Genomic DNA, 23,407 nt, shown 5'->3' with positions numbered 1-23,407 from the left:
ACAGTAGGCACTAAAAGCAAAAGCCCCAACGGTGTGCGTCAGGGCTTTTGTTATAGAATAACCTTGAAAAATTAGTTCAGTAGTTTTTTTGCTGCATTCTCGGATGCCGTGTAAAGAACCTTGCGTGCATTTCCTTTTCGCAGTTCCGTTTCCACGTCAGCGATAATGCCGCGCTTGGCCTCACTATCCACTTTAAGGGAAATGGTGATTGCTTCACGCTCTACTTCATCCAACTTTGCTTTCTCCTCATTTACCCACTTAATGATATCGCGGGTATCAATAAAAACATCGTTGGCTTGAATTTTTTCGTCAGTACCATCGCTGGCTTTGGTTGGTTGACCGATGTACAAACTGGCCACCAATGTCTTTCGCTCCAATTTTCGGAGCTGAGCAGCTCGCGGCAATTGTTGCTTCACGTTAATGGTGGTTTCGCGCATTTCGGTGGTCACCATGAAGAAGAATAGCAAAATGAACACCACATCGGGCATTGATGAGGTAGGGATGTCCTGCTTTACTTCTGCTTTTTTCTTAAACTTTGACATATCGTATTTGGTTTAATTTCCAACTTTGGTTGGCTCCGCAATAGAAATGTTCATTGGATAGCCTGCTTTGCCTTTCTCGTACAAAGCTTTCTTTTCAGGGTCAGATGATATAAGAGAAGCTGCGTCTCTAAACTCTTTGTTTGAAACACCAGCTTGCTCGGCATAGATGTCATAATAGGCACCTTGGCAGATATCCAATATTTCCACAAATCGCTTGTGACTGGTACCGCGATCCGTTTTAAAAGAGATGATAGCCTTCTCAGGGTTTTCTGAGCTGGCGGGGTCAGCACCATTGTTGGTGATGAATTTCTTTATCATTTCCTTCAAATCCGTCACGTCCGTCATGGGCTCGCCTTCCACCAGCAAGTTGTCAGAAGAGTTGACTTGGATTTTAAAAATATTCTTCTCCTGCATTTTCACTTCCTGATTCTGGTTAGGATCAGGAGGAGGAGGTAAACCAATGCTCAAGCCCTTATCGTTATTGATTGTTGTGGTAACCAAAAAGAAGGTCAACAACAAAAAAGCGATATCGGCCATGGATGCATTAGGTATTTCTGGAGTAGCGCGTGGCATCGTTATTTATTATTACTTTAATTAATTTTTAATAACATCTCGTATCATAGAAAAAACAATCAAAACAGTAGCAACTAGCATCGTTATGTAAAACATAATCATACCGGCTCCAATTAACTTAGAACTTTGTGGAGTTATGCCCATAGATGCTGCTTTGATAGATACCTCAGATCCAGAAAAGGCATATGATACACCAAACAAAATTACAAGCACTGCAATACCGACCAAAGATTTAATTAGTTCGGCTGGATGTTTGATAGCATAATAAATCGGCATTCCAACAGAAGCTATCAAGGCCACCACCATTAAACCATACATCAGGTATAAACCTGGGGAAATCATTTCAGTCATAAATTTATTTTGTTAACTTATGTTTCACTAAAATATCAATCAATGAAATTGAGGCATTCTCCATAGTATTCACCAAACTATCAATTTTTGATACACAATAGTTATACAATACTTGCAGCACCATACCTACTACTAGACCGCCCACAGTTGTGATCAAGGCCACTTTCATACCACCGGCTACAATAGATGGTGACATGTCACCAGCCGCTTCAATAGCCTCAAAAGCGCCCACCATCCCAACAACTGTTCCGAAGAAACCAAGCATAGGGCCCAATGAGATACACAATGAAATCCAGATCAAACCAGACTCCAAGCGACCCATTTCCACACCGCCATAAGAAACAACTGATTTCTCTACCATTTCCACACCTTCGCTTGAGCGCATCAAACCTTGCGTAAAGATAGAGGCCACAGGGCCACGTGTATTTTTAGTAATTTCCTTGGCAGCTTCTATTCCACCTTTCGACAATGCATCCTCAATTTGGCCCAATAATTTTTTAGTGTTAGTAGTAGCTAGGTTAAGCATAATAATACGCTCAATTGCTATGGCCAAACCAAGAATAAACACAATCAAAATTGGCCACATGTATCTTGGATCGCCATCAATGAATTGCTTTTTGAGTTCTTGATGAAATGTGCGTTCTCCTTCTTCTGCCGGTACTGCGTCAGAAGCTGCTTCAGTTACAGTTGCAGCAGGAGCGGCTGTTTGAGAGGCACTGTCTGTTACTTGTGCCATTGATTTGGTAGCGCCAAATGCCAGCACTCCAATAAAAGCTAAAATCGTTACTAATTTTTTCATGGTTTAAGGTTTATGATAAAACTTGAAGTGGCCAAAATTAAAGGTTTTACCGATTTCTTAGCAAGATTTTGAAAAAAAAACTGAAAAACAGTGCACTTATTTTTCAACATCTGGGTCTACAATACCAAATTGGACGTGAAGTCACGGAAAAAGTGATAGAAATTGAACAAAAGGGATGTTTTGCTGGGATTAATCCATTTCTTTGTGGGCTTTTTTTCGGAGAGGTGTCAGAGTGGCCGATCGAGCACGCTTGGAAAGCGTGTTTACCGCAAGGTAACGAGGGTTCGAATCCCTCCCTCTCCGCTTCACCCTCCGTAGCTTCAGCGAAGGAGGGTTATACATTACTTATGAGTGATCATACTAACTAGATGCTTTAGCTTAGCTTAACCTTTTCTATCTTAATGCAAATCGTTTACATTCTAAAATGCTCTGACAACACCTACTACACTGGATGCACACATAATTTAGATGCACGTCTAGAAAGACATAGTAAGGGATATGTTGAATACACCAAAACAAGGCTTCCTATCGAATTGGTTTTCTATTGCGGCTTTAAGACCAAAGAAAATGCTTTTGCTTTTGAAAAGTACCTAAAGTCTGGTTCTGGAATAGCTTTTAGAAATAAACACTTCCTATCTCAACTGAATCCTACACCCTCATTAGATGGAAACAAAGATTAATTGAAAATGTCCTCCTTCGCTTAAACTACGGAGGACGAGTCGAATCCCTCCCTCTCCGCTTGATGGCGCTTGATTGTAGGTAAGCGGTGGTCGGTAAGCGGTAATCAGAATACTGAACACTGAATACCGAATACCAAAATTACTTAAATAGTAATCTCTCCCGCTATTGGTTTCCCAATCAACTCCTTTGCTTTTTCCACTCCTTGTTCGCCCAATAGAATCATCAACTTGGTTACCGCAGCTTCTAGGGTCATGTCGGCACCACTGACAACGCCAATCTCCTTTAACCACTGACTGGTTTCATACTTTCCTTGTTCTACTCGACCGCCCGGGCATTGGGTAATATTAAGTATTAACAAACCGTTGTCGATTGAAGTCTTTAACAATTTCTTTAGCCAATGAATCGCTGGAGCATTGCCCGAACCATAGGTTTCAATTACCAATGCCTTTAATCCTTCTGTTTTTAAAATTGAATTGACTACGTTTTCACTAATCCCCGGAAAGAATTTAAGAATGGCCACGTTGGTATCGAAATGGGTGCGAAGTTTGAATGGTCTTTCTTTTTGTGGAACGTGTATTTGTCCATTATTATAGTCAATCATTACTCCAGCTTTGGCCAGCGGAGGGTAATTGCTCGATTCAAAGGCATCGAAATGGCGGCTCTCCACTTTCTTGCTTCGGTTGCCGCGCAACAATTCATAATCAAAAAACAAGCAGACTTCTGGCACAACCGGGCGTCCGTTTTTTTTTGCGGCTGCTATCTCCAATGATGTTATCAAATTCTCGCGCGCGTCCGAACGCGGCTCGCTGATGGGCAGTTGAGCACCCGTGAGCACCACTGGCTTTGCTAACCCTTGTAGCATAAAACTTAATGCCGAAGCGGTGAACGACATCGTATCGGTTCCATGCAACACTACAAAACCATCTTGCTCAACATAATGATCAAAAATGATTTGCCCGATGGTTTGCCAATGCGATGGTTGGATATTGGACGAGTCAATCGGTTCATCAAAAGACACCACTGTCAAATCCAAATACAGATTTCGCAAGGTGGGCAGGTGTTCTAAAATCAAGGCAAAGTCAAATGGCATCAGTGCACCTTCTTTGTTTCGCACCATGCCAAACGTGCCACCCGTGTACACTATCATTACCTTGGCTTGTGCTTGACCTGGTGATGCCGTGTTGATATTGATTTTCTTGTAGGACATTGCTAGATGTTGGTTACTGGATGCTGGATACTAGTTACGGGATCATGGTTCAAAAAGTCGGGTAGCATTTAAAGTAGTGATGGATGCCAATTCATTTGTTGTTACCTTCTTCAACTCACAAATTTTTTGGGCAATCAATGGGATGAAGGAAGGTTCGTTGCGTTTACCACGATGCGGAACGGGCGCCAAGTACGGACTATCCGTTTCCAACACTATATTATCCAAGTCCAAATCCGGAATCACTTTATCCATGCCACCATTTTTAAAAGTGGCCACTCCTCCCAATCCCAAGTAAAAACCCATGGATGTAATTTTCCTTGCTTGCTCAATCGTTCCTGAAAAGCAATGGAATACGCCTTTCAATTTTCCATCCAAAAGTGGTTCGAGCAGGGCAATGGTTTCGTCAATGGATTCTCTGCAATGAATGACAATTGGCAGTTGGTATTTTTTTGCCCAAGTAACCTGCAAGTTAAATGCTTCCTGCTGCTGCTCCCAAAAAGTCTTATCCCAATACAAGTCTGTGCCAATCTCTCCCACGGCCGAAAATTTTCTTTTCGCCAGCCATTCTTCCACCAAGTAAAGTTCGCGTTCAAAACCTTTTTTGATATAACATGGATGCAAGCCCATCATGGCAATACAGGTACCTTTGGTTTTTTCTTCCAATTCCAACATGCCATCAATGGAGGTGTGGTCGATGTTGGGCATATAGATTCTTTTTACACCCAACGCGTCTGCTCGATGGAGCATATCGTCTCTATCAACTCTAAACTCGTCTAAATAAATATGAGCATGGGTGTCAATCCAAATGTTTTTCAAGTCCATTATGGCAAAAGTAACTGTTTGCCAAAGATAATGCAGCCGATAATAACTGCCATGATGGCTAATATCAAAACCGCTGCCGCGGAAATGTCTTTGATGTCGCCTGCTTTTTTATTTCGCTCCGGGCTGACCACATCAACCCACTTTTCGATGGCAGAGTTAAAAAGCTCTGCTGAGATGACCATTCCTATACAGACAATAATGATACACCATTCAATAAAGGAAATTTGAAGAACAAAACTTAGAACGATTACCAGCAAAGCAATAACCAAATGAAAGCGCAAGTTCCGCTGCTCGGCCATGGCAAGTTTTAATCCCTGCCAGGCATACTGAAAACTTTTGAAGAAGTGGTTCATAGTGAGAGGTGGTTGGTAAGTGGTAATCAGTATTCGGTGTTCGATAAGCGGTAAGTAGTAAGCGGTAATGAGTCTATTGATTACTAACTCCTATATGCTTCCCACTAACTCCCCAATTTCTCTATTGCTTTAATTAGCGTGTCATTGCTACTCGAAAAACAAAAACCCTTAAAACCCCTTGCCAGTTTCATATCCTTCTCAATCGCTAAATCCCTTTGTTCTATCGAATGGGCAATTCCCTCTGACTTAAACTTCCAAGCCAAATATTCTTGCTCGGGCTGGCCGGGTGTTGGAACAAAAATGACATTCTTTTTCTTAAGATTTGCTAAGTCCATCACGGTGCTATAACCCGAGCGGCACAAAATAAACTCCGATTGCTCAATAGTTTGTTGAAGTTGAGCCGCAGAAAGATGGTTTGCTTCTGTTATACTCGCTTCCGGTGATAACTCTTCTCGACCGTTAGGTTTACCTTTAACGATTAAACTCCTCAAGGTTTTCTTTTCTAATTGCTTTTTAACTAACCTTTCAAAAATAGTTCGCTGTGGTTCTGGCCCTGAAATCAAAACCAACAAATCGTATTTTTTTTGAGAGTTTTCTACAGGAATAGAAAATCTGGAGAGCGGCCCAATGAACGTAACCATTTCTAAGTTCGATTTTGATAGACCACCCGAAAGAAAGCTATCGGCTAAATCAGGAATCCAAATTGAATGGAAATTTTTCATTTTTGTATGATGCCATCGATTCACTAACCATCCTCCCCATTTCCAAAATCCAGAAAACAAAAAGTTAACTTGATGGGTGATAAAAATACTTTTTACATTTTTCGAATAGCAACCATATCGATGGTCGGAGATAATCAAACCAAAATGATGTTCATTTACTAAGTGTTGAATTTGCCGATGCTCCTTCTTTATCGCATTAACAAATTTGAATACTTGACTCAACAACTTTATAACTAACCAACTCTTGGAAGAATAGATTGGATTATAAGATGGTAATTCAAAAAATTGAAGCGTAGGAAATTCTTGCTTTAACAATATCAATGCACTTCCGCTCGATGCAACAAACACCTCATGCCCCTTATCCATCAGTGCACGAATAACAGGTACACAGCGTGTGGCATGGCCGAGGCCCCAGTCGAGTGGAGTGATTAGGGTTTTCAAGGTCGATGAATTGTTGTTGGTACGTGGTCAGTAGTCATTGGTAAGTGGTGGTTGGTAAGCGTATTCAGTAGCAAAAATCTCCTACCTACTATCTCCTGTCTGCTAATTCCTTAAAAATATAACCCTGCCTCACGAAATACTCCAAATATCTCGGCAATGCGTATTTCATATTTCGCTCCGCTTTTAGGCTATCATGAAACACAACGATTGACCCAGGTCGGGTGGCTTTGATGCTGCCTTTCAAACATCCTTCTGGCGATTGTGATATATTGTAATCGGAAGTCAACACATCCCACATCACAATCTGATATTTCCCTTTCAACATTTTAATTTGCTTTGGGCGAATTCGACCGTAAGGAGGACGGAAGAGAAGGCTAGTTTCAAGTTGCTTGTTGCTGGTTACAGGCAATTGGTAACCAGCAATTGGTAACTTCTCTCTGATTTCATTGGCACACAGCTCCACATTGGAAACATATTTCTCTGTAGAAGTACTCCATCCTTTCATGTGATTGAAGGTGTGATTGCCTACGGCATGGCCTTCGATAATAACTTGTTGAAATATTTCTGGATGCTTACTAATGTTTTCACCAATGCAAAAAAAAGTTGCTTTGGCATTGAACTGCTTCAATGTATCCAACACAAATTCAGTTGGGCCGGGTATGGGGCCATCATCGAACGTGAGATAAATTTCTTTGGCTTTGGTTTCCACTCGCCATAGAAGATTGGAGAATATCCATGGAAGGAAGGAAGGGGTGCGGTATATAAGCATTTATGATTGTTGATTTGTCCCTGCGAGGCGCTGGGCAGGGATTGGTGATTTGTGATTCTTAGCTACTAACGCATCCATCCAACAAAACAAAATCGAATTGAAAGCCATTAAAACAATGACCGACCAAAATCCATATCGAGGACTTATCCAAGTGGAGGCAGCCCAACAATGAACAATCAAAACAAAAACAAGAAAGATTCGTGACAGCATTCTTGATAGGTAATATCCCAACACAGCAATAAGTGCTAACCAGAATATAGATATGATAAAAATACCACTGACATGATTGGTCATCATAAATTTACCAATGGGATTGCCTTCGTTGGCGGCAGTTAGTTTGCCACTCCAATATTCCTGAGGCTGATGAACAATGGTAACAACAATATCAAATAGGCTTGCCCACAAAGGCGGGATCAGTAGAATTAGTTTTTGGTTTCTGCTTAAGGGGGCTTTGTTCATCACTCAACTCGACAAGTCAACAAGGTGATATCATCGCGGTAGCTATTACGGCCCTTGAAGCCATCTAGCTGTACAATAATGTCTTGGTGGATGGTGCTCAACTCTTTTTGGTTATTCATTTCAAAATAATCAATCAAAGCCTGTTGGCCAAATTCGACTCCCTCATCGTTGCTAGTTTCTGTTACACCATCGGTATAGGCCAATAGCGTAAATTCAGCCAAATCTGTAATAAAACCTTCGTTGATAAAAGGCAACGACTGCATGGCACCAAGCACCGTGCTGCCGTCTTCAAGCAATCGCACACCGTTTTTCTTATCGAATAATAGGGGCGGATTATGGCCAGCATTGACATAGACCATTGTTCGCAAATTGATATCGTAAATCGCCCCAAAAAAAGTAATGAACTTTTCGCCTTTCGCATTGTCGAACACTTGGTAATTAAGTGCTTCCACAATTTCAGTGAGGTTAGGTGTTTGTCGCAATAGTGTTCGCAACGAAGCTTGAAAATTACTCATCATCAGTGCGGCAGGAATTCCCTTACCACTGACATCGGCAACGCAAATCAAAAATTGATTCTTGTTGATGGGGATGTAGTCGTAATAATCGCCACCAATAATATCATGAGGCAAATAACTGGCTTCAATTTTTAGGTGTTCGGTATTTGGTAATTTTTCTGGAAAAAGAAACTGCTGTACATCGCTGGCGATCTCCAATTCTTTGCGAAAGGCTTCTTGTTGTAGTTGTTGATTGGCCAACTTCATATTCTCGATGGCCACCACAATGATATTACTTAGTGCCTGAATAAACTTCACGTTCTCTTCCAACTCTGGTGAATTGGGTTGATGGTTTAATCCACCCACAAAAACCAATGCAAGTGTTTCGCCTTTATGCGCGATGGGGATGACCATGTCAAACTCGTGGAATGGGCATTGTTCAAACTCCGTCATCTGGTGGATGCGCTTCACCATTTCAAAACGGCTGTCCAGCTTCGATTTCATAAAGTTGGCCGTGGTGCCAAAGTTTACTTTACAATTCCAAATTTGATCGCGCACAAAAAGAGCCAACTTGGTAAGTTGCAAATTTGAACGGAGGGTGAACTTAAAAATCTTATAAAGGGAATCTTCTGAAACGTTATTATTAATAGCCTGTGTTATCTCCAGCAAAGAATTGAGTTCCAGTTCTTTCTTTTCTAATTTTTTACGTAGGGCAGCTTCGGGCATGGTGTAAAAATACGAAGCGAAGTTGGTACGAGAAAGGGTAATTTGATGTTCTTTGCTACTTCTCTTCTATAACAGACACTCTTTTTGAAAGAGAGATAAGTTCGCCAAGCATAATCTTGATGTCTTGATTTATGATGTCGAATTTTTCGTTCATCGTATCAAATTTGCTATTCATTTGCGTGAACTTTTCTTCGAATCTTTGATTCCTCTCATCAAATCTCTGATTCATCTCATTGAACTTCTCGTTCATCTCATTGAACTTTTCGTTCATCTGATTAAATTTTATGCCGTCTTCCGCAAGCGCTCTGCTCATTATTTCAACGCTTTTGTCAGTACGATCCATCCTATCAAGAAGTTGATCAGTTTTTTTCAGACATTCTGCCAAAAGCTCAATGATTCTCTCCTCAGATTTCATAGGAATTGAAATTTTATCGAAGGTAAACAATTTGAATGAAAAAAATACAACCTAAACCGTTCGGTCTTTCCAATTTGGATGGAGGAAATTAGATCTAACCGCCACAAACACAACATACATCGGGTAAAGAAGTTGCAACGCAAAAAAAGGCATCCACTGCCATTTCATTTTCAGAAACAACTGAACGGCATATAAAAAAAGAAACTCCAGAAATATTTTGGTAAGAATCAATCCCATGCTCACTTGTGAGTTCGTTTTTCCAAAAGCAAAAAATAAAATCAGTGCCAACCAACTAACTTGAAATAGTAGAACAAATACCGCCAAAAGTCGAGTAAAGACCGATTGATTGAACTTCCACTTACCAGCCCACCGAACACGTTGTTGAACAAAGTCATTCAAAGAAGGTTGTGGCTGGGTTGAAACAATTGCTTCAGGTTGTGCCAATACCTGAATGGAATTAGGGAAAGCCATTTTAATTTTACGCATCAGATGCTCGTCATCTCCCGAAGCAATCTCAAAACTTCCCGCATAGCCATTTACTTCATCAAATGCTTGCTTTCGAAAGGCTAGGTTGGCACCATTGGCCATGGTGGGTAATTGGTAGGCCGATGTGGCAAAACCTGACCCAATCAAACTGGCAAACTCCGTGGCCTGCAATTTCGAAAAGAAAGTACCGTTCGATTCAATTTTAACGGCACCTATCAATAGCTGGGTTTGATTTGAAAATTTTGAATTTATCTTTTCCAACCATTGAGGACTTACCGTACAGTCTGCATCTGTTGTGACGATAAGCTCTCCCTTACTTTGTAGTATGCCCAGCGTGATGGCTTTCTTTTTCCCAACCATTCCATCACCCAACTGGATACATTTAAAATTTGAATGTTGCTGGCAGAAGAGTTCTACTTTTGATTTCGAAGCATCAGTAGAATCATCATCTATACAAATCACTTCAAATAAATTTGGAGGATAGGTTTGTTTGGCAATGGAGTTAAGTAAATCTAAAATACATTTCTCCTCGTTTCTAAACGGCACAATGACGGTGATGAAACGCCCCTCAACTAAATTTTTGGTATCGGATTGAATCGCTATAAACCAGCCAACCAGAAAGGCAAGCACGAGCACGAAGTAGATTCCGAATATGATTAAAAAGTAGAGAGTCATTGGAAATAGTCGGCAGTTGGCAGTTGGCCGTTGGCAGGGCAACCTACTCGCCTGTTTTGGCTAACCTTGTTTTGTAAAAGCGTCATATAACTATAACTTGCCCAGCAAAATGGAGAAAAAAACAATCAAAGAAAACCTGAAGTCTGCAAAGGAGCGAATTGTTTTAGGGCTCGACCCCGGCACGAATGTAATGGGTTATGCCATCATTCTTATCAAAGGCAATCAATTAACGCTTTTACAATATGGTGTTATCAACATGGGCAAGTATGGCGACCATGCGCTGAAGCTTAAAAAAATATTTGACCGTGTGCTCGGGCTGGTAGACGAATACAAGCCGGATGAAGTAGCGCTAGAAGCTCCTTTCTTCGGGAAAAATGTTCAATCTATGCTCAAGCTTGGGCGCGCGCAAGGGGTGGCGATGTCTGCCGCACTTTACCGAGAAGTGCCCATTACTGAATACGCACCTAAAAAAGTAAAGCAATCCGTAACCGGAAATGGAAATGCCAGCAAAGAGCAAGTAGCCAGAATGCTGATGCAGATTTTTTCAATCAAAGAATTGCCCAAACTATTAGACGCCAGCGATGCACTGGCGGTAGCGGTTTGCCATCACTATTCCAAAGGGATTGCAGCCAGCAATCGAAAAAAAGTTGCATCGTGGGGTGCCTTTTTGAAGGAGAATCCTAAGAGATTAAAAGCTGTTGTGAAATGAAGCGGATACTCATTATCGTCTTTTCAGATATTCAGCACGATGCCCGAGTAGCCAGGCAAATTGCTTTTCTTAAAGAAAATTACAAACTGTATGTTTTGGCTTTTGGTGGAAAAGAAAATGATGGATACGAGTTTATAAAAATCAGTAAACCGGTACTAGGTCTTTTCAAGAAAATTGTTTCTGCTTTTTTATTAGTTGCCCGATTTTATAATCTGGCTTTCCGAATCTTACACCCATCCAAGCAAGCACAAAGTTTGCTACTAAATAAAAAGTTTGATTTGGTCATTGCCAACGATATTGAATCGTTGCCTTGGGCATTTCAATTTTATTCAAGTACTCCAGTTTTATTTGACGCCCACGAATATGCCCCCCGGCATTTCGAGGATCGCCTAAGTTGGCGGATTTTTTTCAAAGGGTTCAATACTTATCTGTGCAAGAAATATATTCCCAAAGTAGCGGCCATGACCACCGTTGGAAAAGGATTGGCCGTTGAATACGAAAAGAATTTTGGCGTAAAACCTACCGTTATTACGAATGCGAATTGGTACTATGCTATTCAACCAAGCCCCGTAACCGAAAAAATACGGATGATCCATCACGGTGGTTCCACACCCTCTCGCAAATTGGAGTTGATGATTGAGATGATGAAACACTTGGACGAACGCTTTGAGCTTGATTTAATGCTGATAGTGCCGCCCAGTGCTTCGAACAAAACAAAAGGGTATATCGACTACCTAAAATCGCTGGCAAGTAACGATAAACGAATTCGTTTTTTGCCTGCCCTCAAAAGCAGCGAGATTGTGCCATTCATCAATCAGTATGACATTGGCGTTTTTTTATTGCCACCTGTTAATTTCAACTACGCCAACACGTTGCCGAATAAGCTATTTGACTTCATTCAGGCGCAGTTGGCCATTGCGATTGGCCCAACACCCGAAATGGCAGAGATTGTGAACAAGTATGATATTGGAGTTGTATCAGAAGACTTCACACCGATGACATTAGCGGCAAAGCTAAATACTCTTACCGCAGAAAAGCTACGCTATTTAAAGCAACAAACAAGAACAGCAGCTATAGAACTTACGGCCGAAAAGAACAGAAATTTGTTCTTATCAGTTGTGGCAAGTTTAATTGACCAAAAAATTACAAAAGACTAATTTAGTAACTCATTAGGATAAGCTAAAAGCACAACTTCTGAATGAATCTGATTAAACTTTACCTGCGATGATAACTTCCTGATCAAAAAAGTATAATTCATAAGTAATTGTTCCAGCGCTGGCTTAACTTCAAAGAATTCGATAGGGTTATGATAAATGGCAACTGATAAAACAGGACGAAATTTTGACAACGTTTTCTGAGCTCCTTTCACAAAGTCCATGGCCGCTCCTTCAATATCTACTTTTATGAATTTCGGCTCGATTGAATATTGATTGACTATTGAATCAATTGATTTCCTTTGCACTTCTATCTTATCATACCTACCCGTTATCCGATAGGGACTAAATCCAGCGGAACCCGTATCAAACATTTGAATGGGTGGTTCTTTATCAGAAGATGCCACTCCTGTATTAATAACCAAAAATCTTTCTGATGGGATTTTGTTATTGCGCAGGTTCAATTGAAATCTATCGATTGACTTTTGAGAAATCTCTAAGGAAAATATTTTGCTGTATTGATATTTATATAACGCAATGGCAGAATCCCCAATATACGCCCCCACATCAATAAAATGCTGACCTCTAATGGACTCAATTACCTTGGTTGGCAGTAGCCGCAAGCCATGATAAAAATAAAAAACTGACTCTTCCATCATTTGAGTTGGTAAACGAATTTCCTTTGTCTCTATATGAATTTGCTGTCGCATAGATTGCTGAGAAGATTTTGTCTCTACCGGCAATAACCCACCAATAATCGGAGCATTCTTTTGTATGCGTTGCTTATTACCTTCATCGGGATAGTTCATTACCCTTTTTGTTATCACATCAACAAGATCAATTGATTCCGGATCAAGGTCGCGTTTAAGCAAGTTGATTTTAAGAGGCATATCGTACTTCACAAGATAATCTTTGAAGCTACCTCCCAACCCATCTGTAATATATATCGAGTAAGGCCGAGAGCGTAAGATCATTTTGTTTATACCAGAAGTTACAATTGTATAAACTTTTGGGAAATTTGACTGTAAAATTCGGCCTATAAATGACATATCTACTTTTGAAGAATGAGTTTAACTATGAATGATTTCAAATATCGTTTCCATATTACATAATTGGCAAACTTTGGCAACTCCCTCAATTTCATTCCCACGGAAGTTAGGCCAATTCCAAAATCATTTAGCACTTTGTCCTTACGCACCGGGAGGCCCCGGTAAAAACTATTACTAACATTCTTTCCATGAAACGTTTGGATCCACATTGGTTTTTCCAAAATAAATCGGGCTAATCTCTTCGTTGGATTAAGTATATCCAAATAGATTTCGTTAAATACAAACAGTCGGAGGTTATTCCATTGAGTATGCGGCTTTACAAAAATACCAACAGGAGAATTTGACAGAGACTCAACCAAGGAGATAAAAGGAGACATTGGATAAAAATAATGTGATAACACTTTTCGGTCTATGTCCAATACATAGCCTGACGCCAATGAAATCATGAATTTATCTTTTGGAATAAAATTCTCCCGGATTAGTTTCATGGCATCGCGATGAAGCATATCGTCATTATCCAGTCGAGTGGTCATTATCCATTGATCCGAGGGCTCTGCGTAGTTCTTTACCTCCTTTATATAATTAAGAAAGAAATCCTCCATTCCATTCAAATAGCAGATTCTGATAAAATCATAGCGTTCAAGCTCCTTCTTGAATGAAAAAAATTCGGATGGGGTATCTTTATCGAAAAAGATAATCCACATAAACTCCTTGTTTGATTGATTTAAAATTGAAGGAAGGCAATAATTCTTGAATAGTTCAATCCGATTTCTTGTCCAACTTATCCATTCCTTGTATGATTCCTCTGAAAGTTTGGGGGAATATTTTAGGTTGAATTGAGTGAGTAAGAAGTGTGAAAAATTCATTTTAAACTCAATAAATACTATTTGTTAAGCTTAAAACTTGGCAACCTCAAGAATTGCAAAATCTTGTTAACGAAATACAAAACATCATAGGCAAAACCTTTTGTGGGAAAGGTTGTATCATCGCCCAAAACAGGTACGCCTGTTTTTGTTGCTATCGGTTTGTCTCTTAGTCGTTTTTCAATCACCAACACATTATCATAATAGTGAAGGGAATCAATTGACGTTGTCAATTGATTCACCTGAAATGATTTTTGCTCAGAATGAAATGCATTTAGTTTATCAATCAAGTTCTTTGAGAATTCAATAAATGTGCCTCTTCTCTTATATCCTCCTCCATAACCCAAGTGGTAAGAGGTGGCTAAATCCTCACACACATAAACACCATTTGGTTTTACTTTGCTAAACAACTCTTGAAAGGTAAAAATTTGTTGTTTCATCTTATGGCCTCCATCGTCTATCAAAATATCAATTGGCGGAAGTTCATTTTTCAGTTTTCTCAGAAAATTCTTATCGGATTGAGACCCAATAATAATGTCAATGTTTTCCTCACGTAATTCTTCTACCCGTGGATTAATGTCAATGCCATAAATCTTTGCGGCAGATCCAAAATAATTTTTCCACATTTGTAAACTGCCTCCTTGAAAAACCCCAATCTCTACAACTACGATTTCCTTACCTCTAAATCTTTTGAAGTGGCGATCATAGATTTCGAAATAATGATGCCACTTAAAGATTTGCCTTCCAGAATTATTAACAAAATATGATTCAAGATCATTCATGCAGATTAATCAATTATATGTAGGTTCTATTTTACTATTTGACCTGTAATAAAAATTTTCAACTCATTTCTATACGCCCACAACAATACGAAGCCACTCAAAATAACATAGAATGCGTGAAGCTGCCAAGGGTAGTCAACACCCAACCATGGCTCCAATAATAAAATGCTTACCCCTAGCAATAAGGGAGCAACTATCAACTTAAAGGCATTAAACTTATAATGAAACCGATTTCTTATACCCCAAAACAAAATTAAAATCTCCACCATATAACTCACTATTGTTGAAATAATCGCTCCCCACACTCCCCACTGCTGCACCAGCCAATATAACAACGCGATCTTAACAATAGCTACCAACAAGTAAAAGTACGGCAACGGCTTTGAATACTTCAACGCTGCGTAGGGCATGGCCACCCATAAGCGCAATGGCCGAAGCAAGTAAACCAATGCAGCAAATGGAATAAGCGGAATAGCCGCCTGGTATGGCTTGGTGAAGAAGATTTCAATCACGGGCGGAAAAAGTAAAATGCTGCCCGTCACGGCCAAAATTGCAACACCTGTTAACCCATTATAATATCGGTTGATTTCGACCGTACTTGACTTTTTTGATTGGTCGTAAACTTTACCAAGCACCTTTGGATGAATGGTGGCGTTTAGACCCGTTAGCACAAAATCAATGGCAAGCAAAAATTTGAGGGCTACATCGTAATAGCCCACGGTTGCTTTTGAGATAACCATCAAAATAATGATGCGATCATAGTAGTTAATAAACCATTGCTGAATCTGATAAATCAGCGAAGAGTTGTTGAACTCAAAAGTTGGCTTCAACGACTTCCAATGAAAATGAAAACCAAATTGTCGAAAAACACTGCCCAAAACCCATGCTGCCGAAATCAATGCACCTAACAACTTACCCCCCACCGGTCCCCAAAGGGTATTCGGTAAAAAAGTCAAACCAAGAATAGTGAGACCCGCAATGACGGAAAAAGAGAACACATTAATCCACAAAAAAGTAGATGCTTTGCCCTGTGTTTGCAGAAGACTATTGTTCACCTTAAACACTGCTTGAAATATACCCGTTGCTACGGAAAGTACACCAAATGGTAAAAACGGAATTTTACCAGCTCCATATACGAAATCAAAAATCCAATTACCGAGCAGTGCAAGCAACAACCCTACGCCCGCGCTGAGCAAAAGAATGAACAAGAAAGCACTGCTGACAAATATGCCGAGTGATTTCGGGTCGCTTTTGTGCTCGTGATAATTTAAATAAATAGACGCGTCAAAACTATAGGTAACAACAATTTGCACCAGTAACGAAAACCCGAGGTAAATGGAGAACGAACCATACACATCGGGTGGTAAACTCCCATAAAAAGGCATCAAGATGATCGCGCTGGCCATGGGCAATGCCCCCGCCAGTGTATAAATCATAGAGCTCTTAATGAAATTTTTGGTGATCACGCGCGCAAAGATGCTAAGATTTTTGCCAACTGCTGCGTTAGGCTCTTACGAGAAAAAACCGAAGCATGGAGCTTATTTTTAGTAACTGGATTTCTCCATTGGACATATCTCTCTAAAATAATTTTCTTCAGATCTTTTTTGTTGGTCCGTTCCATAATCGACCCCGCGCCTACTTGTTTAAGTATTGCTGCTGCATCCCCATCTTCCGGGCCGATGCCAATGATGAAATTGCCAGAAGCTAAGTACTCAAAAAATTTCCCGGGCAAATTGCCAGGGGCAATGGCGGTGTGTGCCAATACCAACAACTGAACATCTGTAGTCCCGTATCGTTTCAATACTTCGCTGTGCGGAAGATGTGGAACAAATGAAGTAATTGAATGCAATACTTGGTCTTGTTGTATGTCATTTACAAATCGGGAGTTGACGTTACCAATGAACTCCACCATAATCTCGTCTTTTGATAGTTGACCTTGATTGATTAATTCTCTGAGCACCTCCATTATTGGCCGTGGATCGCGCAGTTCATCAACCACACCAATGTGTCGGAGAGTAAATTTTACAGTAGGTTGATGTGCGATGTCTTTAAAATCATCTTCATCAAAACCGTTGGTAATCAGATTCACTTTTCGTCCGCTTAGAGTCTCCAACCGTTGTTGATGATAAGGCGCAATGGTGATTACTTCATCGGCTGTAGTCAATACTTTTCTTTCCAACAACTGGTGTCGTTTTCTTGCCCAATCGGTGAGCGAGAAAGTGTCCAGCAGATCCCATTCACTCCACGGATCACGAAAGTCTGCAACCCATTTTAGGGTTGGGTTTTTCTGCCTTAATTTCAGTCCAATCAAGTGCATGCTGTGCGGTGGCCCCGTGGTAATGATGGTGTTAATTTGATTGCTCTTTAAAAAATCATCTAAGAATAATACCGATGGCTTCACCCAAAACTTTCTGGCATCGGGAATAAAAAAATTACCGCGAACGAACAAGGCCGCTTTCTGGAAGAAGGAGGTTTTGCCCGTACTCACAAAATCAGTTTGCTTCTTTTTGCCGCTGAATTTATGAAATAATTGATAGGGCTCCCAAATCGGAAGTTTGATAACCTCCGCCTCCGCTGGAACATCTTTCAATAAAGACGCATCTTGAATTTCCACAAATGGATTTTCAGGGGTATAGACAAATGGCTGATAGCCAAATGAAGGCAAATACTTGACAAACTTTAGCCAGCGCTGCACACCGCTTCCGCCAAAGGGAGGCCAGTAATAAGTTACAATTAAAACTTTGTTCACGTGAATAATTAGAATCTCAAAGTTGTTAAAAAGAAGTCAGAAGTCAGAATATTTGGAGTTAGGAGATAGTAGTAAGGATTAAGGAGTACGTTACGCGGCCTACCTACCACTAAACTGAAAACTGAAAACTGAATACCGATGACCGAATACCACTTACCAACCACCACTTACTAGTTACCACTTACCAAGAACTCCCAAGCAGCATCAGCAGAACCAAACCATTTAATTTCCTCATCGCGTTTAAACCAAGTAAGTTGTCGCTTCGCATAGTGCCTTGAATTTCTTTTCAATAACCGGACTGCTTCTGCCTTATCATACAATCCATCCATAAAATCAAAGATCTCTTTATAGCCAACCGTCTGCAATGCATTCAATTGCTTTTGCGGATAAAATTTGGCTGCCTCTTCAAACAACCCACCCTCAATCATGGCATCCATCCGGGCATCAATCCGGGCATACAACTGATCTCGCTCCAATTCTAAGCCGATCTTGATCACCTGATAGGGCAATATTCTCTTAGATTTTAGCTGCCAAGCCGTAAATGGTTTGTCCGTTGATTCAATCACCTCCAATGCGCGCATCAACCGCTGCGGATTTTGTACATCTACGATTTCAAAATAAGCAGGATCCAGTTTCTTTACTTGATCTTGGAGCCAAGCCAACCCGTTTTGCTGATATGCGTGAATAATTTTTTCCCTTACTCCATTCTGCATTTGCGGCATCTCATCAAACCCTTCTAACAATCCTTTTATGTACAATCCTGAACCTCCACATACCACTACATATTCATGCTGATGAAACAGTTCTTCCAATAATTTTGATGCTTGTATTCCAAAATTGGCTGCGTTGAAAGTCTCTTGAATAGAATGTGAATTGATAAAATGGTGACTCACCTCGGCCAACTCAGCTGCGGTAGGTTTGGCTGTACCAATTTCCAACTCTTTATAAATTTGCCTTGAGTCGGCCGATAGAATTTCCGTTTTCAACTGTTTAGCCACGCGAATGGCCAAAGCGGTTTTACCCACGGCAGTGGGACCAACGATAACAATCAACTTTCTGTTCTGCACACACAAAAATATAAATTAACAAACCATTAAGAATTTTATCTGTTACCACCCCCTATCTTGGCCTATTAATTGCGATTGTATTGAATCAACTTATTGCTGAAATTTGTACGTTAATCTGAAAATTATGAGAAGAAGTGCATTCATGTCTCTGTTAATTGCTTTTTCAAGTGTCGGTTACGCGCAGAATTTATACAAAATCGAGTTTAAGATAAAGGGTTGGAAAGATACCACGGCCTATTTGGGCAATTATTATGGAGAAAGCACGCACCTGCGTGATACTGCCCAAGTAAAAGGTGGGCAGTTTGTTTTTGATGGCAAAAAACCATTGGCGCAAGGCGTTTACTTTTTGGTATTGAACAAAACGAAGCTGTTTGATTTTGTAGTCGGGAAAAATACCTTCTTTGCTTTAGAGACCAACGCTGATGATTACATCAAAAATATGGTGGTTAAAAATGATGAAGACAATAAACTGTACTTTGATAACCTGCTATTTCTGGGTGACCGAAGGCAAGAAGCAGAGCCCTTTATCAAAATCCTTCAAGATAGCCTACTTAAAGATGAACAGAAAAAAGCAGCCCGCGAAGAATTTTCTAAAATCAATGATAAGGTAATGGCGTATCAATCGGCCGTCATTGAAAAGCACCCCACTTCTCTTACTGCCCGTTTATTGAAAGCCACCAAACAAATCGATGTTCCCGCCCCACCTAAAAAAGCCGATGGCAGCATAGACTCCACTTTTCAATTGAAATATTACCGTCAGCACTTCTTTGATAACTTCGATTTAGCTGATGATGCACTCATCCGTATGCCTAGCCCTTTTTATCAAGAAAAAGTAAAAGAATACTTAGAAAAACTCTTTTTGCCCGCCCCCGATACCATCACCAAAGTGATCAACCAATTGGCAGCGATTACCAAAAAAAATCAAGAGACCTACAAATACTTTATCTACAACTGTATGGTAATGTACCAACAGCCCGAAATTATGGGACTCGATGAAGTGTTTGTCAACCTGTATGACAAATATTATGCTTCTGGCGAAATGGATTTTTGGATTACCTCGCCTGTGAAGAAAAATTTAAAAGATCATGCCGATAAAATCCGTTCAAGCATGATTGGCCGCACGGGTGCCAATCTGATCATGCAAGATCAAAACCTGCAGCCACGCTCGATGTATGACATCAAAAATAAGTACACCATTTTATACATCTTTGATCCGGATTGTGGCCACTGCCGAGAAGAAACACCCAAGCTGGTAGAGTTTTACACCAAGAGCAAAGCAAAATACAATTTTGAAGTGTTTGCTGTAGCACAGGATAGTTCTTTGGCTAAAATGAAGAACTTTATCAAAGAATTTAAAACCCCTTGGATTACCGTAAACGGGCCTCGCACCTATATTAAAGAGCATTATATGAAGCTCTATCATGCCGAAACCACGCCTACCATTTACATTTTAGATGACAAAAAGAAAATCATTGCCAAAAAACTGCCGGTAAAGCAATTGGATGAGTTTTTGAGCAAACATGAGAAAATTGAGAAGTTGAAAAAGGCCCAGGGTAAGGGGTCGTAATCTACACTTCAAGGCTTTATAGTAACATTTAATGTCATTCGTTACAACTTTTTACATCCTTTAGTGCAACTATTTGGTTACTTTGGAGTATCTACTAGATAAAACCTACTACCCATGTCACTGATGTCATTGTTTGGTAAAAAAAAGAAAGAATTAAAGGCCACTTGCCAGATTACCAAAGAACCCATTGAAAATGGATTTGGCTATTTATTGACGACCAAAGATGTGATTACATCTAAAAAGTATTGGGACATGGTGATGACCGAACCCGAAACCATGTCGTACACAGTTTCACATTTTAAGAACCAACCGAGCGGCACGCAAATGCGGTCCATGATTTTTGATAAATATGCCACCATTGCCAAGCCGTGGATAGTTTCTGATTCCATCATCAACTACTTTGAAGTAGACAAAACCGTGGCTCGCGAGAATGCGAAAAAATGGTGGGCCAGCGAAGGTGGGTTTGTACCTGAACAAACAGGCCCTGCCGCTGAGCACTTAGCTTCAGATTCATTTCAGATAGCTCGCGATTATGCGGTGATGGAGGCAGGACGGGGACGCGTAAAGTAGCTGCGTACCACATTAAAAATCACCCTTCTATCAAATTCATTCCTTGCACAAATTCTTTTTTAGCACTTTTGTAGATTCGTAGTCATTCGAATTTGTGAAATATCTACTGATCGGCTTTCTTTTTTGCTCATTGGTTTCTTCGGCACAATTGCCAGGCCTGCACATTAAAAAGACAAGCGAAAAAATGACCATCGATGCGGAGATGAATGAGGCCGTGTGGAAAGATTCGGAAGTGGCCACCAAGTTCAAGCAGTTTTTTCCGTTCGATTCTTCGTATGCCAAATCACAAACGGAAGTGCGCATGACCTACGATGAAAATTTCATCTATGTGTTCGCTACCATGCACAATTTGGGGCCACGCAAATATGTGACCCCCTCGCTGCGCAGAGATTTTCGAGGCGAAGCCAACGACTCGTTTGTGGTGCAGTTCGATACGTTTAAAGACAATACCAACTCGTTTCAATTTGGTATCAATCCGTTTGGGGTGCAGCGCGAAGGCTTAGTCGCCAACGGGGGCAGCACCAACCAAAGTGACCTGTCGTTGAATTGGGATAACAAATGGTTTTCGGAAGCCCAGATGTTGGAAGACCGCTGGGTATGCGAGTTCGCGATTCCATTCCAATCAATTCGGTATAAAGATGGGCTAAGCTCATGGAACATCAATTTTTATCGTATTGATAGCCAAAATGCCGAACGGTCAACATGGTCTCCAATCCCTCGAAATTTTCCGTTGATTGCATTGGCATTTATGCGGCAGTTAATTTGGGACAAGCCCTTAGATAAGCCCGGAAGAAATGTTTCGATCATTCCCTATTTGGCCACGCGCAACAACCAAGATTTTGTAGTGGGGAAACCACCTGACCAAGCAAGTGCTATTGGCGGTGATGCAAAGGTTGCCATCGGCCCAGCGCTAAACTTAGACCTCACTGTTAATCCAGATTTTTCTCAAGTAGAAGTCGATCAGCAGGTAACAAACTTGGATCGCTTTGAAATTTTCTTTCCCGAGCGAAGGCAATTTTTCTTAGAAAACGCAGACCTGTTTTCTGATTTTGGTGGAGAAGGGATGCGGCCCTTCTTCTCCCGTAGGATTGGAGTTACGCGCGATCAGAACACCGGGCAGAACATTGAAAATCCAATCTATTTTGGTGCGCGGCTCAGTGGTAAGGTAAACAACAATTTGCGTGTAGGCTTGCTTTCAATGCAGGGAGGCGAGGATAAGGCAAACAAGCTTCCATCCACCAATTACACTGTTGCTACCTTTCAACGCAAAGTTTTTGCCCGATCAAACATTGGAATGATTTTCATTAACAAACAAGCCTTTCAAGACTCCGTCAAAGGCGATTTCTTAATCAGTCCACAAAAATACAACCGGGTTATTGGCCTTGATTATAACCTGGCGAGTAAAGACAACCGTTGGAATGGGAAGTTTTATTATCACAGGTCAATAAGTAACGAACAAACTGACTCTGCATTTGCAATGTCGACAAGGCTCGCCTACAATACCCTTCGCTGGGATATCTCTGGAACGGCTATGAACATTGGTGCGAATTACAATCCTGAGGTTGGATTCGCGCGTAGAAAAGATTATCTCCGATTGGCTCCCACCATTTGGTATAACTTCTATCCAAAATCAAAAGTAGTCAATAGCCACGGCCCTGGTTTGGATTTTGATGTGATTGGAAACAAAAAGTATGGTACTACAGACTACGATTTTAACTTCATGTACCGAATCCGATTTCAAAATACTGCCCAATTCAGTATTCGGCTTCGGCAAGAGTATGTGTACTTATTTTCGGCTTTCGACCCTACCAACACCAAAGGACTTGAATTAGAAAAGGGAACTGATTATACCAACAAAGTAATTGTCGCTAATTTCACTTCGGATGCTCGCAAGAAATTATTTTTTGATCTCTCTACTCGTTCAGGAGAATACTTTAATGGAACACGATTGAATTTGGTGGGCACCCTTAACTATCGTGCGCAACCCTATGCTGTGCTTTCGCTCAATTTTAGTTATAACAAGATAAACTTGCCGGCACCTTACAAAAGCGCTGACCTTATTTTGATTGGCCCTCGCTTTGACTTTACTTTTTCGCGTAGCTTATTCTGGACAACATTTGTGCAGTATAATAATCAGATTAATAACATCAATATTAACTCAAGGTTGCAGTGGCGCTTTAGACCCGTTTCCGATCTTTTTATCTCTTACACCGATAATTATTTCGCTAGCGATGAGTTCAAAGATGGTGTTCAATACCAAAGTTGGCAGCCAAAACTTAGGGCCATTGTTCTTAAGTTTACTTATTGGCTAAATTTATAGTTATTGATAATCAGTATGTTAACAAAAAAATAATATATGTTTAAACATATATTTATCAACTT

At 40.5% G+C, this 23,407-nt stretch carries 25 protein-coding genes and 1 tRNA gene; 7 read left to right on the top strand and 19 right to left on the bottom strand.

Annotated elements, in window-relative coordinates; translation table 11 throughout:
* Nucleotides 1–71: 71 nt before the first annotated feature.
* Genes KA713_00445 through KA713_00430 form a run of 4 tightly spaced genes read right to left on the bottom strand, consistent with a single transcriptional unit; the run spans nt 72 to nt 2,265 of the window.
* Nucleotides 72–542: a biopolymer transporter ExbD gene (locus KA713_00445; GenBank protein ID UXE67108.1), complete on the bottom strand. Its 471-nt coding sequence runs from the start codon at nt 540–542 to the stop codon at nt 72–74.
* A 12-nt stretch (nt 543–554) separates the two neighbouring features.
* On the bottom strand, nt 555–1,115 hold the full coding sequence (locus KA713_00440) for a biopolymer transporter ExbD (GenBank protein UXE67107.1): 561 nt from the start codon (nt 1,113–1,115) through the stop codon (nt 555–557).
* A 21-nt stretch (nt 1,116–1,136) separates the two neighbouring features.
* Complete coding sequence (locus tag KA713_00435) at nt 1,137–1,466, bottom strand: hypothetical protein (protein ID UXE67106.1); 330 nt, start codon at nt 1,464–1,466, stop codon at nt 1,137–1,139.
* Between the two features lie 4 nt (nt 1,467–1,470).
* Nucleotides 1,471–2,265 (bottom strand): MotA/TolQ/ExbB proton channel family protein, encoded by a 795-nt coding sequence (locus tag KA713_00430; GenBank protein ID UXE67105.1) that lies wholly within the window; start codon nt 2,263–2,265, stop codon nt 1,471–1,473.
* Nucleotides 2,266–2,483: 218 nt separating this feature from the next.
* Between KA713_00430 and KA713_00425 the strand changes: the two genes are divergently transcribed.
* Nucleotides 2,484–2,568, top strand: a tRNA-Ser gene (locus KA713_00425).
* Nucleotides 2,569–2,666: 98 nt separating this feature from the next.
* A complete protein-coding gene (locus KA713_00420) occupies nt 2,667–2,945 on the top strand; it encodes a GIY-YIG nuclease family protein (protein ID UXE67104.1) in 279 nt (92 codons plus the stop codon).
* 143 nt (nt 2,946–3,088) lie between these two features.
* On the opposite strand, the gene KA713_00415 is transcribed toward KA713_00420, so the two are convergent.
* From KA713_00415 to KA713_00375, 9 genes are all read right to left on the bottom strand, one after another.
* Nucleotides 3,089–4,153 (bottom strand): asparaginase, encoded by a 1,065-nt coding sequence (locus KA713_00415; protein ID UXE67103.1) that lies wholly within the window; start codon nt 4,151–4,153, stop codon nt 3,089–3,091.
* 42 nt (nt 4,154–4,195) lie between these two features.
* Nucleotides 4,196–4,975, bottom strand: a complete 780-nt coding sequence (locus KA713_00410; GenBank protein UXE67102.1) for a TatD family hydrolase — start codon at nt 4,973–4,975, stop codon at nt 4,196–4,198.
* Nucleotides 4,975–5,328, bottom strand: a complete 354-nt coding sequence (locus tag KA713_00405) for a diacylglycerol kinase family protein (GenBank protein UXE67101.1) — start codon at nt 5,326–5,328, stop codon at nt 4,975–4,977. The genes KA713_00410 and KA713_00405 overlap by 1 nt, the downstream gene beginning before the upstream one ends.
* Before the next feature lie 104 nt (nt 5,329–5,432).
* Nucleotides 5,433–6,491, bottom strand: a complete 1,059-nt coding sequence (locus KA713_00400; protein ID UXE67100.1) for a hypothetical protein — start codon at nt 6,489–6,491, stop codon at nt 5,433–5,435.
* Between the two features lie 88 nt (nt 6,492–6,579).
* Entirely contained in the window at nt 6,580–7,260 is a 681-nt protein-coding gene (locus tag KA713_00395; protein UXE67099.1) for a polysaccharide deacetylase family protein, read from the bottom strand.
* Nucleotides 7,261–7,719 (bottom strand): hypothetical protein, encoded by a 459-nt coding sequence (locus KA713_00390; GenBank protein UXE67098.1) that lies wholly within the window; start codon nt 7,717–7,719, stop codon nt 7,261–7,263.
* Nucleotides 7,719–8,939 (bottom strand): PP2C family protein-serine/threonine phosphatase, encoded by a 1,221-nt coding sequence (locus tag KA713_00385; GenBank protein ID UXE67097.1) that lies wholly within the window; start codon nt 8,937–8,939, stop codon nt 7,719–7,721. The genes KA713_00390 and KA713_00385 overlap by 1 nt, the downstream gene beginning before the upstream one ends.
* A 55-nt stretch (nt 8,940–8,994) precedes the next feature.
* The gene (locus tag KA713_00380) at nt 8,995–9,354 is read right to left on the bottom strand and encodes a hypothetical protein (protein ID UXE67096.1); all 360 of its coding nucleotides are present in this window, start codon (nt 9,352–9,354) and stop codon (nt 8,995–8,997) included.
* A 51-nt stretch (nt 9,355–9,405) separates the two neighbouring features.
* Nucleotides 9,406–10,515, bottom strand: coding sequence for a glycosyltransferase (locus tag KA713_00375; protein ID UXE67095.1), 1,110 nt, complete (start codon nt 10,513–10,515; stop codon nt 9,406–9,408).
* Between the two features lie 109 nt (nt 10,516–10,624).
* On the opposite strand from KA713_00375, the gene ruvC reads away from it, so the two are divergent.
* Both ruvC and KA713_00365 read left to right on the top strand, forming a co-directional pair.
* On the top strand, nt 10,625–11,224 hold the full coding sequence (gene ruvC / locus KA713_00370; GenBank protein UXE67094.1) for a crossover junction endodeoxyribonuclease RuvC: 600 nt from the start codon (nt 10,625–10,627) through the stop codon (nt 11,222–11,224).
* Nucleotides 11,221–12,381, top strand: a complete 1,161-nt coding sequence (locus KA713_00365) for a hypothetical protein (GenBank protein UXE67093.1) — start codon at nt 11,221–11,223, stop codon at nt 12,379–12,381. The genes ruvC and KA713_00365 overlap by 4 nt, the downstream gene beginning before the upstream one ends.
* On the opposite strand, the gene KA713_00360 is transcribed toward KA713_00365, so the two are convergent.
* From KA713_00360 to miaA, 6 genes are all read right to left on the bottom strand, one after another.
* The gene (locus tag KA713_00360) at nt 12,378–13,352 is read right to left on the bottom strand and encodes an FkbM family methyltransferase (GenBank protein ID UXE67092.1); all 975 of its coding nucleotides are present in this window, start codon (nt 13,350–13,352) and stop codon (nt 12,378–12,380) included. The genes KA713_00365 and KA713_00360 overlap by 4 nt on opposite strands.
* A gap of 77 nt (nt 13,353–13,429) precedes the next feature.
* Complete coding sequence (locus KA713_00355; GenBank protein UXE67091.1) at nt 13,430–14,293, bottom strand: hypothetical protein; 864 nt, start codon at nt 14,291–14,293, stop codon at nt 13,430–13,432.
* 17 nt (nt 14,294–14,310) lie between these two features.
* Nucleotides 14,311–15,072 (bottom strand): class I SAM-dependent methyltransferase, encoded by a 762-nt coding sequence (locus KA713_00350; protein ID UXE67090.1) that lies wholly within the window; start codon nt 15,070–15,072, stop codon nt 14,311–14,313.
* A 26-nt stretch (nt 15,073–15,098) separates the two neighbouring features.
* Nucleotides 15,099–16,508: a lipopolysaccharide biosynthesis protein gene (locus tag KA713_00345; protein UXE67089.1), complete on the bottom strand. Its 1,410-nt coding sequence runs from the start codon at nt 16,506–16,508 to the stop codon at nt 15,099–15,101.
* Nucleotides 16,509–16,534: 26 nt separating this feature from the next.
* Complete coding sequence (locus tag KA713_00340) at nt 16,535–17,821, bottom strand: glycosyl transferase (GenBank protein UXE67088.1); 1,287 nt, start codon at nt 17,819–17,821, stop codon at nt 16,535–16,537.
* A gap of 170 nt (nt 17,822–17,991) precedes the next feature.
* Nucleotides 17,992–18,894, bottom strand: a complete 903-nt coding sequence (gene miaA, locus KA713_00335) for a tRNA (adenosine(37)-N6)-dimethylallyltransferase MiaA (GenBank protein UXE67087.1) — start codon at nt 18,892–18,894, stop codon at nt 17,992–17,994.
* Between the two features lie 118 nt (nt 18,895–19,012).
* Here miaA and KA713_00330 point away from each other — a divergent pair, with 118 nt between their 5' ends.
* From KA713_00330 to KA713_00320, 3 genes are all read left to right on the top strand, one after another.
* Nucleotides 19,013–20,455, top strand: a complete 1,443-nt coding sequence (locus KA713_00330; protein ID UXE67086.1) for a redoxin domain-containing protein — start codon at nt 19,013–19,015, stop codon at nt 20,453–20,455.
* A gap of 114 nt (nt 20,456–20,569) precedes the next feature.
* Nucleotides 20,570–21,025: a hypothetical protein gene (locus KA713_00325; GenBank protein UXE67085.1), complete on the top strand. Its 456-nt coding sequence runs from the start codon at nt 20,570–20,572 to the stop codon at nt 21,023–21,025.
* 94 nt (nt 21,026–21,119) lie between these two features.
* The gene (locus KA713_00320) at nt 21,120–23,345 is read left to right on the top strand and encodes a carbohydrate binding family 9 domain-containing protein (GenBank protein UXE67084.1); all 2,226 of its coding nucleotides are present in this window, start codon (nt 21,120–21,122) and stop codon (nt 23,343–23,345) included.
* Nucleotides 23,346–23,407: the final 62 nt, after the last annotated feature.

The sequence above is a fragment of the Chryseotalea sp. WA131a genome (assembly GCA_025370075.1).
Classification (GTDB): domain Bacteria; phylum Bacteroidota; class Bacteroidia; order Cytophagales; family Cyclobacteriaceae; genus ELB16-189.
The sequence above is the reverse complement of the archived record's forward strand: the minus strand, read 5'-3'. Positions and strand labels throughout refer to the sequence as shown.

What these genes read in the sequence shown, in the direction of transcription:
- KA713_00350 (UXE67090.1), bottom strand. Translation starts at nt 15,072, where the DNA reads ATGAATGATCTTGAATCATATTTTGTTAATAATTCTGGAAGGCAAATC.
- KA713_00430 (UXE67105.1), bottom strand. Translation starts at nt 2,265, where the DNA reads ATGAAAAAATTAGTAACGATTTTAGCTTTTATTGGAGTGCTGGCATTT.
- KA713_00410 (UXE67102.1), bottom strand. Translation starts at nt 4,975, where the DNA reads ATGGACTTGAAAAACATTTGGATTGACACCCATGCTCATATTTATTTA.
- KA713_00445 (UXE67108.1), bottom strand. Translation starts at nt 542, where the DNA reads ATGTCAAAGTTTAAGAAAAAAGCAGAAGTAAAGCAGGACATCCCTACC.
- KA713_00390 (UXE67098.1), bottom strand. Translation starts at nt 7,719, where the DNA reads ATGAACAAAGCCCCCTTAAGCAGAAACCAAAAACTAATTCTACTGATC.
- KA713_00405 (UXE67101.1), bottom strand. Translation starts at nt 5,328, where the DNA reads ATGAACCACTTCTTCAAAAGTTTTCAGTATGCCTGGCAGGGATTAAAA.
- KA713_00355 (UXE67091.1), bottom strand. Translation starts at nt 14,293, where the DNA reads ATGAATTTTTCACACTTCTTACTCACTCAATTCAACCTAAAATATTCC.
- ruvC (UXE67094.1), top strand. Translation starts at nt 10,625, where the DNA reads ATGGAGAAAAAAACAATCAAAGAAAACCTGAAGTCTGCAAAGGAGCGA.
- KA713_00395 (UXE67099.1), bottom strand. Translation starts at nt 7,260, where the DNA reads ATGCTTATATACCGCACCCCTTCCTTCCTTCCATGGATATTCTCCAAT.
- KA713_00385 (UXE67097.1), bottom strand. Translation starts at nt 8,939, where the DNA reads ATGCCCGAAGCTGCCCTACGTAAAAAATTAGAAAAGAAAGAACTGGAA.
- KA713_00365 (UXE67093.1), top strand. Translation starts at nt 11,221, where the DNA reads ATGAAGCGGATACTCATTATCGTCTTTTCAGATATTCAGCACGATGCC.
- KA713_00345 (UXE67089.1), bottom strand. Translation starts at nt 16,508, where the DNA reads ATGATTTATACACTGGCGGGGGCATTGCCCATGGCCAGCGCGATCATC.
- KA713_00380 (UXE67096.1), bottom strand. Translation starts at nt 9,354, where the DNA reads ATGAAATCTGAGGAGAGAATCATTGAGCTTTTGGCAGAATGTCTGAAA.
- KA713_00375 (UXE67095.1), bottom strand. Translation starts at nt 10,515, where the DNA reads ATGACTCTCTACTTTTTAATCATATTCGGAATCTACTTCGTGCTCGTG.
- KA713_00415 (UXE67103.1), bottom strand. Translation starts at nt 4,153, where the DNA reads ATGTCCTACAAGAAAATCAATATCAACACGGCATCACCAGGTCAAGCA.
- KA713_00325 (UXE67085.1), top strand. Translation starts at nt 20,570, where the DNA reads ATGTCACTGATGTCATTGTTTGGTAAAAAAAAGAAAGAATTAAAGGCC.
- KA713_00435 (UXE67106.1), bottom strand. Translation starts at nt 1,466, where the DNA reads ATGACTGAAATGATTTCCCCAGGTTTATACCTGATGTATGGTTTAATG.
- KA713_00360 (UXE67092.1), bottom strand. Translation starts at nt 13,352, where the DNA reads ATGATCTTACGCTCTCGGCCTTACTCGATATATATTACAGATGGGTTG.
- KA713_00420 (UXE67104.1), top strand. Translation starts at nt 2,667, where the DNA reads ATGCAAATCGTTTACATTCTAAAATGCTCTGACAACACCTACTACACT.
- KA713_00330 (UXE67086.1), top strand. Translation starts at nt 19,013, where the DNA reads ATGAGAAGAAGTGCATTCATGTCTCTGTTAATTGCTTTTTCAAGTGTC.
- KA713_00440 (UXE67107.1), bottom strand. Translation starts at nt 1,115, where the DNA reads ATGCCACGCGCTACTCCAGAAATACCTAATGCATCCATGGCCGATATC.